This window comes from Streptomyces sp. NPDC041122 (assembly GCF_055592445.1).
The window spans coordinates 342,528-358,181 of sequence record NZ_JBVIYQ010000010.1 but is presented as its reverse complement, the minus strand read 5'-3'; the positions used below and the strand labels follow the sequence as shown (position 1 = coordinate 358,181).

General features: G+C 72.2%; 12 protein-coding genes and 1 tRNA gene. 7 read left to right on the top strand and 6 right to left on the bottom strand.

The window, feature by feature from the left end:
• Positions 1-35 precede the first annotated feature (35 nt).
• The 3 genes from ACZ6B8_RS32710 to ACZ6B8_RS32700 all read left to right on the top strand — a co-directional run bounded on the left by ACZ6B8_RS32710 (position 36) and on the right by ACZ6B8_RS32700 (position 3,831).
• Positions 36-1,058, top strand: coding sequence for an SGNH/GDSL hydrolase family protein (locus ACZ6B8_RS32710; RefSeq protein WP_469251553.1), 1,023 nt, complete (start codon positions 36-38; stop codon positions 1,056-1,058).
• A gap of 419 nt (positions 1,059-1,477) precedes the next feature.
• A complete protein-coding gene (locus ACZ6B8_RS32705; protein WP_471609549.1) occupies positions 1,478-2,698 on the top strand; it encodes an acetyl-CoA C-acetyltransferase in 1,221 nt (406 codons plus the stop codon).
• 278 nt (positions 2,699-2,976) lie between these two features.
• Positions 2,977-3,831, top strand: a complete 855-nt coding sequence (locus tag ACZ6B8_RS32700; RefSeq protein ID WP_471085824.1) for a hypothetical protein — start codon at positions 2,977-2,979, stop codon at positions 3,829-3,831.
• A gap of 106 nt (positions 3,832-3,937) precedes the next feature.
• Here the strand turns inward: ACZ6B8_RS32700 and ACZ6B8_RS32695 are convergent, their stop codons facing one another.
• Positions 3,938-4,249, bottom strand: a complete 312-nt coding sequence (locus ACZ6B8_RS32695) for a hypothetical protein (RefSeq protein ID WP_471085821.1) — start codon at positions 4,247-4,249, stop codon at positions 3,938-3,940.
• A 102-nt stretch (positions 4,250-4,351) separates the two neighbouring features.
• Here ACZ6B8_RS32695 and ACZ6B8_RS32690 point away from each other — a divergent pair, with 102 nt between their 5' ends.
• The gene (locus ACZ6B8_RS32690) at positions 4,352-4,582 is read left to right on the top strand and encodes a DUF4287 domain-containing protein (RefSeq protein WP_355807324.1); all 231 of its coding nucleotides are present in this window, start codon (positions 4,352-4,354) and stop codon (positions 4,580-4,582) included.
• A 91-nt stretch (positions 4,583-4,673) separates the two neighbouring features.
• Here the strand turns inward: ACZ6B8_RS32690 and ACZ6B8_RS32685 are convergent, their stop codons facing one another.
• From ACZ6B8_RS32685 to ACZ6B8_RS32675, 3 genes are all read right to left on the bottom strand, one after another.
• Entirely contained in the window at positions 4,674-5,603 is a 930-nt protein-coding gene (locus tag ACZ6B8_RS32685) for a Bax inhibitor-1/YccA family protein (protein WP_471085816.1), read from the bottom strand.
• Positions 5,604-5,669: 66 nt separating this feature from the next.
• Positions 5,670-7,022 (bottom strand): MFS transporter, encoded by a 1,353-nt coding sequence (locus tag ACZ6B8_RS32680; protein ID WP_471085813.1) that lies wholly within the window; start codon positions 7,020-7,022, stop codon positions 5,670-5,672.
• Complete coding sequence (locus ACZ6B8_RS32675; RefSeq protein WP_471609548.1) at positions 7,019-8,218, bottom strand: 4-hydroxybenzoate 3-monooxygenase; 1,200 nt, start codon at positions 8,216-8,218, stop codon at positions 7,019-7,021. Before ACZ6B8_RS32675 ends, ACZ6B8_RS32680 begins: the two co-directional genes overlap by 4 nt.
• A 218-nt stretch (positions 8,219-8,436) precedes the next feature.
• Here ACZ6B8_RS32675 and ACZ6B8_RS32670 point away from each other — a divergent pair, with 218 nt between their 5' ends.
• Positions 8,437-10,095, top strand: coding sequence for an IclR family transcriptional regulator domain-containing protein (locus ACZ6B8_RS32670; RefSeq protein ID WP_471609547.1), 1,659 nt, complete (start codon positions 8,437-8,439; stop codon positions 10,093-10,095).
• 113 nt (positions 10,096-10,208) lie between these two features.
• On the opposite strand, the gene ACZ6B8_RS32665 is transcribed toward ACZ6B8_RS32670, so the two are convergent.
• Positions 10,209-10,291, bottom strand: a tRNA-Leu gene (locus ACZ6B8_RS32665).
• Positions 10,292-10,711: 420 nt separating this feature from the next.
• On the opposite strand from ACZ6B8_RS32665, the gene ACZ6B8_RS32660 reads away from it, so the two are divergent.
• Positions 10,712-11,482: an ABC transporter ATP-binding protein gene (locus tag ACZ6B8_RS32660; RefSeq protein ID WP_362376927.1), complete on the top strand. Its 771-nt coding sequence runs from the start codon at positions 10,712-10,714 to the stop codon at positions 11,480-11,482.
• 156 nt (positions 11,483-11,638) lie between these two features.
• A complete protein-coding gene (locus tag ACZ6B8_RS32655) occupies positions 11,639-14,152 on the top strand; it encodes an ABC transporter permease (protein WP_471609546.1) in 2,514 nt (837 codons plus the stop codon).
• Between the two features lie 142 nt (positions 14,153-14,294).
• On the opposite strand, the gene ACZ6B8_RS32650 is transcribed toward ACZ6B8_RS32655, so the two are convergent.
• On the bottom strand, positions 14,295-15,593 hold the full coding sequence (locus ACZ6B8_RS32650; protein ID WP_471609545.1) for a class I SAM-dependent methyltransferase: 1,299 nt from the start codon (positions 15,591-15,593) through the stop codon (positions 14,295-14,297).
• Positions 15,594-15,654: the final 61 nt, after the last annotated feature.

Sequence of the window (15,654 nt, the reverse complement as noted above, 5' to 3'; positions counted from 1 at the left end):
TGGAGCGGTACGGCACGAGGAGGTGGCTGCAGGGCATGTCGAGGGCGAGGGTGGCACGGCGGATCGCGGCGGGCGCGGCGTACGGCGGAGGAGGCATCGGTCTGCTCGGGGCCGCCGCGGTGGGCGTGGTGCTCGCCGAGGTGCAGCTGGCGAAGCGGAACGTGGGCAACGGCGGGCACGCGGATCCGCCGCGTGCGGACGGCCGCTACGGCGGGGCGTTCGCCGACAGCGCGGCGCGGGCCACCGGCCTGGAACCGGTGCGGTTCGCGATGCTCGGGGACTCCACGGCGGCCGGGCAGGGCGTCCACCGGGCCAAGCAGACGCCGGGCGCGCTGCTCGCCTCCGGGCTCGCCGCGGTCGCGGAGCGCCCCGTCGACCTGCGGAACGTGGCGCTGCCCGGCGCCCAGTCGGACGACCTCGACCGGCAGGTGACGCTGATCCTCTCCGACCCGTCCTGGGTGCCGGACGTCTGCGTGGTCATGATCGGCGCGAACGACGTGACGCACCGGATGCCGCCGACCCGTTCGGTGCGCCATCTCTCTGCGGCCGTCCGCAGGCTCCGTACGGCGGGAGCGGAGGTCGTCGTCGGCACGTGTCCCGACCTCGGCACGGTGGAGAACGTCTACCAGCCGCTGCGGTGGATGGCCCGACGTGTCTCGCGCCAGCTGGCCGCGGCGCAGACGATCGGCGTGGTGGAACAGGGCGGCCGGACGGTGTCGCTCGGGGACCTGCTCGGTCCGGAGTTCGCGGCGAATCCGCGGGAGCTGTTCGGTCCGGACAACTACCACCCCTCCGCGGAGGGGTACGCGACGGCGGCGATGGCGGTCCTGCCCACGTTGTGCGCGGCGCTCGGCGTGTGGCCCGAGGAGGAGCGGCCCGACGTCTCGCGGCGCGAGGGCTTCCTGCCGGTCGCCCGGGCGGCGGCGCAGGCGGCGTCCGAGGGCGGTACGGAGGTCACGGCCGCGATGCCCACGGGCCCCCGGGGCCCGTGGGCCCTCCTCAAACGCCGGCGCCGCCGCCGCATCCACGCCCCCGAGCCGTCCCCGCTCCCCCACTGAGGCCCCGGGGGGGCGGGGACCGGGGGGCGCCTTCCCTGCGGGCGCAGGGTGGCTGCTCGCGCAGTTCCCCGCGCCCCTGGGTGGTCCCCGTGGCCATCCGCCTTCAGGTGCCGTCGCCCGGAGGTGCCGTCAAGGGGCGCGGGGAACTGCGCGACAAGCCCCCCCCGGGCCGCAGACGAAACACGAGGCACACCCCCAGGGGCGCGGGGAACTGCGCGAGCAACCCCCACCCACCCCGCAGACGAGACCCGACCCCCGTACCCCCAGTCCGCTCAGGGCCCCGCGGCCTGAGCGCCCGCTTAGAAATGCGTCCCGTCTCACACCCCCCACCCGATGACCCACAGCAATACGTGCAGGTAACTTCCCAGGGAGTTCCGTAGGAGTTCCGTCCCGCCGCCCTCTCGTCACAGGAGCACTCGATGCCCGAAGCCGTGATCGTCTCCGCCGCCCGCACCCCGATCGGCCGCGCCTTCAAGGGCTCCCTGAAGGATCTGCGTCCGGACGACCTGACCGCCACGATCATCGAGGCCGCCCTCGCCAAGGTCCCCGGCCTCGACCCCCGCGACATCGACGACCTGATGCTCGGCTGCGGCCTGCCCGGCGGCGAGCAGGGGCACAACCTGGGCCGCATCGTCGCCGTGCAGATGGGCATGGACCACCTGCCGGGCTGCACCATCACCCGTTACTGTTCCTCCTCGCTGCAGACCAGCCGCATGGCCCTGCACGCCATCAAGGCGGGCGAGGGCGACGTCTTCATCTCCGCCGGCGTGGAGATGGTCTCGCGCAGCAAGAAGGGGAGCAGCGACGGCCTCCCGGACACCCACAACCCCCTCTTCGCCGACGCCGAGGCCCGCACCGCCGCCGTCGCCCAGACCGAGGGCTCCACCTGGCACGACCCGCGTGAGGACGGCCTGCTCCCGGACGCGTACATCGCGATGGGCCAGACCGCCGAGAACCTCGCCCGCGCCAAGGGCGTCACCCGTGAGGACATGGACGAGTTCGGCGTCCGTTCGCAGAACCTCGCCGAGGAAGCCCTGAAGAACGGCTTCTGGGAGCGGGAGATCACCCCGGTCACCACCCCCGACGGCACCGTCGTCAGCAAGGACGACGGGCCGCGCGCCGGCGTCACCCTCGAAGGCGTCCAGGGCCTCAAGCCCGTCTTCCGCCCCGACGGACGCGTCACCGCGGGCAACTGCTGCCCGCTGAACGACGGCGCCGCCGCGCTGGTCATCATGAGCGACACCAAGGCCCGCGAGCTCGGCCTGACCCCGCTCGCCCGGATCGTCTCGACCGGCGTCACCGGCCTCTCCCCCGAGATCATGGGCCTCGGCCCGGTCGAGGCGAGCAGGCAGGCGCTGCGGCGGGCCGGCCTCACCGTCGACGACATCGACCTCTTCGAGATCAACGAGGCCTTCGCCGCCCAGGTGATCCCCTCCTACCGCGACCTGAACATCCCGATCGACAAGCTCAACGTCAACGGCGGTGCCATCGCGGTCGGCCACCCCTTCGGCATGACCGGCGCCCGCATCACCGGCACGCTCATCAACTCCCTGCAGTTCCACGACAAGCAGTTCGGCCTGGAAACGATGTGCGTCGGTGGCGGCCAGGGCATGGCGATGGTCATCGAGCGCCTCAGCTGATCGAGCGGCCCGGCCGGCGGGGCGGGACCCCCGATTTCGTCGACACACAGTTCGCGGTGTTGACCCTCAGTCCCTGCATCACTTCGTGACCCAATCTCCCCCAGGATGTGACCTATCTCCTGGGGGAGATACATATGCCCAGCTCAGCGCGGTTACGGGGGTAAACCCCGGGTCCAAAGACCTGTCCAATTCGTGACGTAATGCACTGACAGGTGGATCGTGCAGGCTTCAAGCTGATGTAGGAAGTCGGGGGTCGACTTGAAACCGGGAGTACGTCAGTGAGCGCCTTGCCTCTTGCCCTGCTGCTCTCCACGGCCGCTGCCACGGCCGTGGGCGCCGCTGCCCTGCACACGGTGCACGGACTGCGGAAGCAGCTCGCCGAGATCACAGCCCTGCACACCGAACTGGCCGAAAGTCGTGCCACGAGCGGTCCGCATCCCACGGTGCCGGCCGCCCGCACCACCGTGGACACCGACGAGATACGCGCGGCCGTCTCCGAGGCCCTCGCCGAGGAGCGCGAGCGCGAGCTCGCCGAGGCCCGCGCGTTCTGGGCCGCCCAGGAGGCCCGCGAGGGCTCCGACGGCGCCGCGCTGCTCGGCGGGCTGCCCGGCCTGCCCGAGAGCATCGCCGACGAGCTGTTCCTGCCGCGCCAGGCGGACTTCGCCGGCCTGGAGTCGGACAGCCTGGAACCGGTCACCGAGCCCTTCGCCGACCCGGGCGCCGACGAGTTCGCCGGAGACTCCCCGGAGCTGGCCGCGGCCCGGCGCCGGCACCCCTCGCACCCGGACTTCGTGCCGGTGCAGTCGCCGGTGTCCCCGGACCAGGACGCCCACGGCGACCACGAGCGCACGGTCGCCTGCCTGGAGGAGCTGGCCGACGCCCGCACCGCCCTCGCCGACGTCCGTCCCGGCCCGCTGGGCACGCTGGACGTGTACGTCTTCGCGGACGGCACGACGCTGTGCATGACGCCCGGCCACCGCGAGACCGCGGAGCTGCTCGCCGCCGCGCTGCGCGAGGGCCGCACCCCGTTCCTGCTGGGCGGCTCCGGCATCTCGGGCGCGTACGCGCTGACCTTCGAGTGCGGCAGCGAGAACGTCTACATCCTGGCCGACCGCGTCATCGCGTCGGTCTGACGAGACCGGCCACGGGCGTGGCCGGCAGGCCCCGGGCCGAGGTCCCAGGGTCTTTCGTCCGGATCGGGCCGGATCAGTGAGCGGGGTCTGATCCGGACGAAAGACCCTAGACCCCGGCCCTCTTCTGCGCCTCGGCCACGAGCTCCAGCGCCCGCGCCAGCTCCTCGGGCCCCGTCAGGACGAGGGCGAGATCGCGCCCCGCGACGGTGATCTGGTCGGCCGCGGCGAACATGCCGGCGTCCGGCATCTCCCGCGGCTCCGCCGCCGGTTCCTCCACGGCTTGCGTCCACCGCGCCAACTCCCTGGCCAGCGCCAGCGCTTCGGCCGCCGCCCCGCGTTGCAGGCGGCTCTGCGGCGCGGCCCGCAGGCGGTCGGCGAACTGGTCCACTGCGGCCGTCAAAGGCGTCGTATCGAGCACCACGCGAGCCTATGTGCCTTTCCGGGGCTGTTGCCAACGCCCCGGCGCTCAGGCACGGTGACGTAAAGGACGGAACACATCGCGACGCGTCCGGAGGCGCCGATGTCCCAAGTCTTCTCCGAGGAGACCCACCGCAACCTGCTCGCCCGTATCCCCCAATGCACCGGTCGTGAAGTGTCCGACTGGCTCCGTGCCGTGGACGAAGGCCCCTCTCTCTTCCGCTTCGAGGAGAAGGTCAGCTGGCTCCGCGCCGAACACAACCTCGCGTACGGCCACGCGAAGGCGATCATCCACGAGTACGACCTCAGGCGGGCTGCCCGCAAACTGCTCTGACCGCGCTCCCTCACCCCCGCACGGCGAAGGGCCCGCGGACCGTCTCCGGTCCGCGGGCCCTTCGGTGGTACCCGTCCTGCTACGACCCGGGTCAGTCGTTGCCCGAGAAGATCGCGATCAGGCGCAGGAACTCCATGTAGATCCAGACGAGCGTCATCGTCAGACCGAACGCGGCCAGCCAGGCCTCTTCCTTCGGCGCGCCGTACGCGATGCCGTCCTCGACCTGCTTGAAGTCCAGGGCCAGGAAGCACGCGCCGAGCAGGATGCCGACGATGCCGAAGACGATGCCGAGGCCGCCGGAGCGGAAGCCCAGGCCGTCGCCGCCGCCGAAGACCATGAACAGCAGGTTCACGGCGGTCAGCAGCAGGAAGCCCATCGCCGCGGCCATCACGAAGCCGTAGAAGCGGCGGTTGACGCGGATCCAGCCCGCCTTGTACGCCACGAGGACGCCGATGAAGACGGCCATCGTGCCGAGCACGGCCTGCATGGCCGCGCCGCTCGCGATGCGGTTGTCGACGACGCTGGAGACGACGCCGAGGAAGACGCCCTCCAGCGCGGCGTAGGTCAGGATCAGCGCGGGCGAGGCCTTGCGCTTGAACGCCTGGACCAGGCCCAGCACCATCGCGACGAGACCGGCGCCGATCGCGATGCCGTACGACTTGCTGATGTTGGCGTCGTCCACCGGCAGCAGCGCCCAGGCGAGCGCGGCGGTGACCACGAGCGTGCCGAGCGTGGTGGCGGTGCGCATGACGACGTCGTCCATCGTCATGCGGCCGGTGCCTACGGGTGCCTGGGGGGCGCCGTGCTGCACGTCCTGCTGGGCGTACGGATTGGTGGCGTAGGGGTTGCCCGCGGGGGCCTGCTGGCCTCCGGCGTACGGATTGCCCTGCGCGTACGGATTGCCCTGGTGGGTCTGGGTCGCGCTCGCGGGGCCCCCGGCCTGCGGCTGCCCGCCGAAGCCGGCGTAGCCGTTGTCGCGGCTGAACCCCCGTCGCGAGAAGACCGGGTTACTGCTCCTCATTTCACTCCTCCATGGCCACCGTGCGTGGCTTTGCCTCAAGAGTAATGCGTAGGCAAAAGGATGGACCTAGTGCTTGGGGAGGATCTTTCCCTCTCCGTGACCGAGAACGCGCGGGGAGGCCCGCACTGTTCCCGTATCGGAATCGTTCGGCCGCGCGAGTGGCACCAGCGAGACGGCGACCGCCCCGAGGACCGCGGCGACCGCGAAGGTGGTGAAGCCGAGCGAGGCGTCGCCGTCCGTGACCACCGCGCCACCCAGCCAGGGTCCGACGACCGCCCCGGTGCGGCCGACGCCGGTGACCCAGCCGAGCCCCGTGGCGCGCTGCGCGGGCGGATAGACCGAGGGGGTGGCCGCGTAGACCATGACCTGCGCGGAGAAGAGCCAGACGCCGGTGACGAAGACGACGGCGTAGGCGACGGCCGGCGGCAGCTGGGCCTTGAGCAGGAAGGCGCCGCAGGCGGTGAGCAGGAACCAGACCGCCGAGACCCGGACGGCGCCGAAGCGGTCGGCGGTGCGCCCGGCGATCAGCATGCCGACGATGCCGCCCGCGTTGATCACCATGAGGAAGGTGACGGAGGAGGAGAGCGAGTAGCCGGAGGCCCGCATGAGCTCGGGCAGCCAGGTGGAGACGCCGTAGACCAGGAGCAGCCCGGCGAAGGAGGCGGTCCACAGCAACGGGGTCGCCAGGCGCCGGCCCGGCGCGAAGAGCGCGAGGACGGCGGTGAAGCGTCCCCGGGCGCCTGCCTCGGGGGCCTCGGCCGGGGTCGGGGCGGGCAGCAGATAGCGGGCGGCGACCGTCTCCGCCTCGCGGGTGCGGCCCTTGGCGAGCAGCACGCCGGGCGACTCGGGCAGCCATCGGAGGACCAGCGGGACCGCGACGAGGGCCGGGACGGCACCGGCCCAGAAGACGACGCGCCAGCCGTGGCCGGGGCCGAGCGCGAGGCCGAGGCCCGTCGCCGCCATGCCGCCCGCGTGGTAGGAGGTCATCATCAGGCCGGTGGCGAGCGCGGCCCGGCGCGGCGGCGCGAACTCGGCGACGATCGCGAGCCCGATCGGCATCAGGCCGCCGAGCCCGAGCCCGGAGACGAAGCGCCCGGCGCCGAAGAGGGCGACGTTCGGCGCGAGCGCGCACAGCGCGGAGCCCAGCGAGAAGACCGCGACGCTGCCCGTCACCATCGGCTTGCGCCCCAGCCAGTCGGTGAGGGTGCCGCAGCCGAGGGCCCCGACGAGCATGCCGAAGGTGGTCCAGGAGCCGACGGTGCCCGCGGTGGACGCGGTGAAGCCGAGGTCCGCGTCGTCGATGAGGTGCGGCAGGACGGCGCCGTAGATGTTCACGTCCATGCCGTCGAAAAAGACGACGAGCCAGCACAGGGCGATGACGGGCGCGACGGCCCGGAAGGTGCGCTCAGGGGGGTTCACCGGCTGTTCCTCCCGGTCTCCGTCAGGGGGAAGCCGGTGTAGGCCTCCGCGAGGTCGGTCTCGGCGGAGCGCGCCGTGGCGATCCGGTCGAGCCGGGCGAGCTGGATGCGGTCGTCGAAGGGGGTGGCGTCGGGCGCGCGGTGCAGCAGGGTCGTCATCGCGTAGCTGAAGCGCTCGGCCTGCCAGACACGGCGCAGACAGGTCGCGGAGTACGCGTCGAGGGGGCCCGGATCGCCCGTGTCGCGCTGGTGGACCAGCGCGCGGGCGAAGGTGGTGACGTCGCCGACGGCGAGGTTGAGGCCCTTGGCGCCGGTCGGCGGGACGATGTGCGCGGCGTCCCCGGCGAGGAAGAGCCGGCCGTGCCGCATGGGCTCGTGGACGTAGCTGCGCATGGGGGTGACGGTGGTGGCGGTGAGGGGGCCGCGGCGCAGCGTCCAGGCGGGGTCGTCGGTCTCCAGGCGGCGGTCGAGCTCGTCCCAGATCCGCGGCCCGGTCCACTCGCGCGGGTCGGTGCCGTCGGGAACCTGGAGGTACGCGCGCGTGACGGTCGGCGAGCGCATGGACAGCAGGGCGAAGCCGCGCTCGTGGCGGGCGTAGACGAGCTCGTCGTGGGAGGGCGCCACGTCGGCGAGGACGCCGAGCCAGGCGAAGGGGTACGTGCGCTCGAAGGTCCGGGAGAGCGCTTCGGGGACGGCCGCGCGGGACACGCCCCAGAAGCCGTCGCAGCCCACCACGTAGTCGCACACCAGGGTGGACTCGCGGCCCAGGTGACGGAAGTGCACGCACGGCCGGTCGGTATCGGCGCCGGTCACCTCCAGCGCCTCCGCCTCGAAGAGCAGCGGCCCGCCCTCCGCGAGTCGCAGCGCGATGAGGTCCTTGCAGACCTCGGTCTGGGCGTAGACCATGACCGACCTGCCGCCGGTCAGCGCGGGGAAGTCGACGCGGTGTCTGCGGCGGTCGAAGCGGAGCTCGATGCCGTCGTGCGGCAGGCCCTCGCGGTCCATGCGGGCGGCCGCGCCCGCCTCGCGCAGCACGTCGACGGTGCCCTGTTCCAGGATCCCGGCGCGCTGGCGCCGTTCCACGTACGCGCGGTCCCGGCTCTCCAGGACCACGGAGTCGATGCCGGCCCGGTGCAGGAGGCGGGCGAGGAGCAGCCCGGCCGGTCCGGCCCCGATGATCCCGACGGTCGTGCGCATCGCTCGATCCCCTCCCGCGTCCACCCCGCGCCCGTCCCACCCTTGTTCGCCTGGTGAACTTTCGTTCATAATGTGTTGCCGGGAGTCTCTGGCCGCGCCTGTGCGCTGTCAACGGTCGTGCGGCATCCGTTTTCCCGGGCTCCGACGGCCCTCCCGGGCTCCCGGATGTCCCGCGCTCCCGGATGTCCCGGCTTTCCGGCAGCGAGGAGCACGGCGCCATGCCCGACGAGTCCGTACGTCCCCTGGAGCGCGGTCTCGCCGTGCTGCGGGCCCTCGCCCCCGCGGAGCCCGGCCGGCCGCGGGCCGGGGATCTCGTGCGCGCCACCGGCCTCGCCCGCTCCACCGTCGACCGGGTCGTGGCGACACTGGCCCACCTCGGATACGTGCGCGTGCGCGGCCAGGAGCTGCACCTCACCCCCCGCCTCATGGAGCTCGGCAACGCCTACCTCGCGGCCTGCGGCCTGACCGGCGAGGTGGCGGCGCGCACCGCCCGGCTCGCGGACGAGCTCGACGAATCGGTGTCGCTCGCGGTGCCCGACGGCGACGGGGTGCGCTTCGTGACGCAGGCCGCCCGGCGCCGCGCGATGTCGGTGGCGTTCCGCATCGGCGACCTGCTGCCGCCCGAGCGGTGCGCGCCCGGCGCGCTCTTCGCACAGGAGTGGGACGAGGCGCGGTGGGCGGCCCGGCGGGCCCGCACCGCCGCCGAAGACGCCCCCGGGGCCACCCGGGACGCGCGCGCCGCCTACCCCGCGCTGCCGCCCGGCCCCGCCCCGCACGGCCTCCCCGACCTCGCCGACCGCGTCGCCCGCTCCCGCGCGACGGGCTGGGCCCTGGACGACCAGCTGATCGAGCCGGGCCTGATCGCGGTGGCGGTCCCGGTGCGCGACGGCTCGGGCCGCATCCGGTACGCCCTGTCGGCGGTGAGCCACACCAGCAGGCACACGGCGGACGGCCTCGCCGACGCGGTGCTGCCGCGGCTGCGGGCGGAGGCGGCGCGGCTCGCCCGCCTGTCGGCCGCGCCTCCGCCGCCGCCCGCCGACGAGCCGGCCCGCGCCTCCGCCACCGACGCCGCGACCGCCAAGGCGGACCTCGGCCCGGGCTTCCTGCAGTCCCTGGCCCGGGGCCTCGCGGTGCTGCGCGCCCTGGGCGGGGCGCGCGGCGACGGCCTGCCGCTCACCGCGCTCGCCGCGGCCACGGAGCTGCCGAGGGCCACCGCGCGGCGCTGTCTGCACACCCTGGAGCGGGCCGGGTACGCCGCCCACGACGGCCGCCTGTACCGCCCGCTCCCCCGCATCCTGGAGCTCGGCCACGCCCCGCTGTCCGGGCTCGCCCTCGCCGAGATCGCCGAGCCGCACCTGCGCGACCTCACCGACCGGGTGCGCCAGTCCGCGTCGCTCACCGTCCTGGACGGGAGCGACATCCGGTACGTCGCGCGGGCGGCGGCGGCACGTGTCATGAGCGTGCACATCACCGTCGGGACCCGCTTCCCCGCGTACGCCACCGCGATGGGCCGGGTCCTGCTCGCCGGACTCCCCGGACCCGAGCGCGCCCGGCTCCTCGCCGCCGCGCCGCCCCGCGCCCTCACCGCGCGGACCGTGACGGACCCCGGCGCCCTCACCCGGATCCTCGACCGGGTCGCCGCCGACGGCCACGCCACCGCCGACGAGGAACTGGAGGAGGGCCTTCGCTCGGTCGCCGTGCCGGTCAGGGACGCGCGGGGGCGGGTGGTCGCGGCGCTGAACGTCGCACAGCACGCGGGCACCGGTCCGCTCGCCGAGGCCCGCGACGCGCTGCTGCCCGTCCTGCGCGAGACGGCGACGGCGATCGAGACCGATCTGCACACGGCGGCGCGCTTCAACCCCGTACGGCTGTCCTGAGCGGACGAGGGGAGCGGAGGAGGAGTGCGCGGCCTGGGGCATATGCCTGACGGCGCGTCAATTCATGCGTACAGCAAGGGATGTGGCGGCATCCCACGGCAGGACAGCGGAAGTGCCCGGAGCCGGACTCGAACCGGCACGCCCCCGAGGGGCAGCGAGGTTTAAGCTCGCCGTGTCTGCATTCCACCATCCGGGCAGGCCATGGGCTCCGCATCGAGGCTTCGACCCTATCGGGAGGCGTCCCCCGAACAGTGGAAGGTCAGCCCGATGTTGTCTTATTTTATTGACGTCTGAGGGTGCATCAGCCCTCGGCACAGTCCATCGGTACATGCCGGAGGCCTGTCCTCGGGCTCGGCCGGTCTCGTGGGCCTCTGCACGGAATGACGGAATTTAGCCGCCCTGAGGTTCCCGTCGCCGCTGTCACCCGCTTTCCGGATCGGACCCGTCTGTCCCCCTTCCGTCTCAGGGACGCGTGTCATCCCCAGGTATGACAGGAGCTCCTCAAGTCCGACTGGAGAGGGCCCCCGGAACCGGATCAGCGGGTGACTCCACCGCGCTGATCGGCCGGGACGATGGAGTACGTCCCCACTCGTCGTCCCGACAGGAGCACCCTCCCGTGACCACCACCCCCTTCGCCACCCGCGCCACCGCCGTGGCGGCCCGCGCCACGGAACTGTCCAAGGTGTACGGACAGGGCGAGACCCAGGTGGTCGCCCTGGACCGGGTCTCCGTCGACTTCGGGCAGGGCGAGTTCACCGCGATCATGGGCCCCTCGGGCTCCGGCAAGTCGACCCTGATGCACTGCGTCGCCGGTCTGGACAGCTTCAGCTCCGGCTCGGTGCGGCTCGGCGAGACCGAGCTGTCGACGCTCAAGGACAAGCAGCTCACCAAGCTCCGCCGGGACAAGATCGGCTTCATCTTCCAGGCGTTCAACCTGCTGCCGACCCTGACGGCCCTGGAGAACATCACGCTCCCCATGGACATCGCGGGCCGCAAGCCCGACAAGCGGTGGGTCGAGCAGGTCATCGAGATGGTCGGCCTCTCCGGCCGCCTCAGCCACCGCCCCACCGAGCTCTCCGGCGGCCAGCAGCAGCGCGTCGCCGTGGCCCGCGCCCTCGCCTCCCAGCCGGAGATCATCTTCGGCGACGAGCCGACCGGAAACCTCGACTCGCGCTCGGGCGCCGAGGTCCTCGGCTTCCTGCGCAACTCGGTGCGCGACCTCGGCCAGACCGTCGTCATGGTCACCCACGACCCGGTGGCCGCCTCGTACGCGGACCGCGTGATCTTCCTCGCCGACGGGCGGGTCGTCGACGAGATGCACGGGCCGACCGCGGACGGGGTGCTCGACCGGATGAAGCACTTCGACGCGAAGGGTCGGACGAGCTAGTTCGCGGCTCGGCTCCGGGCGGTCCCTCCCCTCCGCCGTCGGGGCCGGTCCTTCATCGGGACTGCGGGCCGTCTGTGGCTTGTCGCGCAGTTCCCCGCGCCCCTGAAGAGGCCCCGCGGGCTCTTCCTCCCCTCACCTCACCCTGGACTCACACCCATGTTCCGTACCGCCCTGCGCAATGTGCTCGCGCACAAGGCCAGGCTGCTGATGACCGTGCTCGCCGTCATGCTCGGCGTCGCCTTCGTCTCCGGCACCCTGGTCTTCACCGACACCTTCGGCAACGCCTACAAGAACAAGTCGGCGAAGAGCTTCGACCACGTCTCCGTCGCCATCCAGTCGGACGGCGGCTCCTCCGACGACGCGTCGAAGCAGAAGCCGAAGCTCACCGACTCGCTGCTGAAGAAGGCGCGGGGGCTGCCCGGCGCGGACTCCGCCATCGGCTCCGTCTCCGGCTTCACCGCCCTCGCCGACAAGGACGGCAAGCTGGTCGGCGGCGAGTGGGGCACCACCGGCACCAACTACTACCCGGGCAAGGACGGCAAGGACCCGCGCTACGACTTCGTGCGCGGCGCCGCCCCGAAGTCCGCCGGTGACATCGCCCTGGACAGCCGCACCGCCGAGCGCACCGGCTACAAGGTCGGCGACACCGTCCGCTACTCCACCGACGGCCCGGTACGGACCGCCAAGGTCAGCGGCGTCTTCGACACCGACGACGGCAGCGTCGTCGCGGGCGGCAGCCTCGCCGTCCTTGACAACGCGACCGCGTTCAAGGCGCTCAACAAGACCGAGTACGACGAGATCGACGTGAAGGCCGCCGCGGGCACCCCCGAGTCGGCCCTGAACGCCTCCGTCGAGAAGATCCTGCCGAAGGACATCTCGACGATGACCGGCGCCGAGCTCAAGACCCAGCAGGACGACATGATCGAGCGGCAGACCAGCTCCATGAGCCAGGTCCTGCTGATCTTCGCCGGCATCGCCCTCTTCGTCGGCATCTTCATCATCGCCAACACCTTCACCATGCTGGTCGCCCAGCGCACCAAGGAGCTCGCCCTCATGCGGGCCGTCGGCGCCTCGCGCCGCCAGGTGACCCGCTCCGTGCTCATCGAGGCGTTCGTCGTCGGCCTGATCGCCGCCGTCGCCGGCTTCGGGCTCGGCATCGGCGTCTCCGTCGCCCTGCAGGCCCTGATGAACTCCGGCGGCGCCTCGCTGCCCGACGGGCCGCTGGTCATCGCCCCGACGACGATCGTCGTGGCGCTCCTGATCGGCGTGGTCGTGACCATGCTCGCCGCCTGGCTGCCGGGCCGGCGCGCCGCGAAGATCCCGCCGGTCGCCGCGATGAACAGCGTCCACGCCACGCCGACCGTGCGCGGCCTGGTGGTCCGCAACACCATCGGCTCGCTCGTCGTCGCCCTCGGCACCCTCATGCTGTTCATGGAGGACAACTACGTGATGGCGGGCGGCGCGGGGATCATCCTCATCGGCGTCATCGTGCTGACCCCGCTGCTCTCCCGGCCGTTCATCGCCGCCTCCGCACCGCTCCTGAAGCCGTTCGGCGTCACCGGCAAGCTGTCGCGCCTGAACTCGGTGCGCAACCCGCGCCGCACCGCGTCCACCGCCGCGGCCCTGATGATCGGTCTGACCCTCATCACCGCGATGACGGTCGTGGCGACCTCCATGGGCAGCGCCATCAACAAGATGGCGGCCGGCTCCATGAAGGCCGACTACAGCGTCTCCATGGCGAACTTCGAGCCGCTGACCCCCGAGGTCCGCCAGAAGCTCGACAAGATCCCGGACGTCGAGTCGACCACCCCGCTGCGCACCGCGTACGGCGAGGCCGACGGCAGCTACACCGACGTCAACGGCGTCGACCCCAAGACCTTCGGCGACCTGGTGGGCCTGGACCTCACCAGCGGTTCGGTGGCCGGCCTCAAGGACGGCACCGCGCTGATCGACACCGACACGGCGAAGGACAAGGGCCTCACGACGGGCGACACCTTCCCGCTGAAGTTCGAGGACGACGACAAGACCGTCAAGCTGAAGGTCGCGGGCGTCTACGAGCGCAACGAGATGCTCAGCGGCCTCTTCACGCCGACGTCCGTCGTCGACCCGCACGTCACCAAGGTCCTCGACAAGCAGGTCCTGGTGAAGATGAAGGGCGGGGCCTCCGACCGCGCCGAGGACGCCATCGTCAAGGCCCTCGGCGACAACCCGGCCATCACCATCCAGGACAAGGACGCGATCAGCAACGCGGTCGCGGGCGGCATCAACATGATCCTGAACATGCTGTACGGCCTGCTCGCCATGGCGATCCTCATCGCGGTGCTCGGCGTCATCAACACGCTGGCCATGTCGGTCTTCGAGCGCAAGCACGAGATCGGGATGCTGCGGGCCATCGGCCTGGACCGGGCGAAGGTCAAGCAGATGGTGCGGCTCGAAGCGGTCATCATCTCGCTGTTCGGCGCGGTGCTCGGCATCGTCCTCGGCCTCTTCATGGGCTGGGTCGTGGGCGGCAGCATCGCCGAGAAGGTCACCACGTACTCCATGGAGGTCCCGGTCGGCCGGATCGTGATCTTCCTGGTCATCGCGGCGGTGGTCGGTGTCCTCGCGGCGGTGTGGCCGGCGCGGAGCGCCGCGCGGCTCAATCCGCTGATGGCCATCAAGGCGGAGTAGCTCCCGCTGGGGGTAGCAGGGGAAGGGCCCCGGACGAGGAAACTCGTCCGGGGCCCTTCGGGTTGCCGCCCATCGCCGCTTCGCGGCTCGTCCTCAAACGCCGGACGGGCTGACAGTTCGCCGCTCGTTCGTGAACCTCCTGCTATGCCGTCCAGTCCCTCGCCCTCAGCGGCAGGCCCGACGTCCCGCTCTCCTTCGTCTTCACCGCCAGGACCTGGTTCACGCCGATGCGGTTGCGTTCGAAGGCCAGGGCGGAGGCGGCCATGTACAAGCGCCAGATGCGGGCCCTGCCCGGGGAGGTCAGGCGCTGGCCCTGCGGCCAGTGGGCCTCCAGGTTGGCGACCCAGCGGCGCAGCGTGAGGGCGTAGTGCTCGCGGATGGCCTCCAGGTCGCGCACCTCGAAGCCGGCCCGTTCCAGGAGCCCGACCGTGCTGCCGACGGGCGCCAGCTCCCCGTCGGGGAAGACGTACGCGTCGATGAACTCGTCCACGCTGTACGCCGACTCGTCCGTCTGCGGGCGCCGCGCGATCTGGTGGTTGAGCAGCCGCCCGCCCGGTTCGAGCAGGGCGTACAGGTCCTTCGCGTACTCCAGGTAGCGCTCGGCGCCGACGTGTTCGGCCATGCCGATGGAGCTGATGGCGTCGTACGGGCCGTCGCGCACGTCGCGGTAGTCCTGGACGCGGATCTCGACGCGGTCGGTCAGGCCCTCCTCGGCGATCCGCTTCCTGGCGTACGCGGCCTGCTCCTGCGAGAGGGTGACGCCGACGACGCTCACGCCGTGCTCGCGGGCGGCGTGGATCGCCATGGAGCCCCAGCCGCAGCCGACGTCGAGCAGGCGCATGCCGGGCTTCAGGGCGAGCTTGCGGGCGACGAGTTCGAGCTTGTCGCGCTGGGCGCTCTCCAGGGTGGCGTCGGGCGACTCCCAGTAGGCGCACGAGTAGACCATCGAGGGGCCGAGGACCAGCTCGTAGAAGTCGTTGCCGACGTCGTAGTGGTGGCTGATGGCCTGCCGGTCGCTGCCCTTGGTGTGGCGGTGCGGCCTGCCGTGTCTGCGCATCTCCTCGGGCGGCGGGGACGGCGGCAGGAAGGGGGCGGAGAGGGCGAGCAGCGAGCGAGCGGCGGCCCGGACCTTGGGGTCGCGCAGCGACTCCCACAGGCCGCGGGCGTCCTCGCCGCGCTCCCAGATGAACTCCGCGAGCAGGTCGAGGGCGGCGTACAGATCGCCGTCGACGTCCAGGTCACCGGCGACCCAGGCGCGGGCCAGGCCCAGTTCGCCCGGCTTCCAGAGCATATGGCGCAGGGCACGGCGGCTGCGTACGACCAGGACGGGGGTGCCCGGCGGGCCCGCCTCCGACCGGTCCCAGGCGCGGATGCGCACCGGCAGGGGAGCTCCGATGAGCTGCTCGGCGAGATTCTTCAGCCGCAGTGCGGCGTCCTGCATGACGCACACCTCCGAATGGTGCCTCCCCCGCCGACGGGGGTCGAGGGCGCGAGGAGGCGGG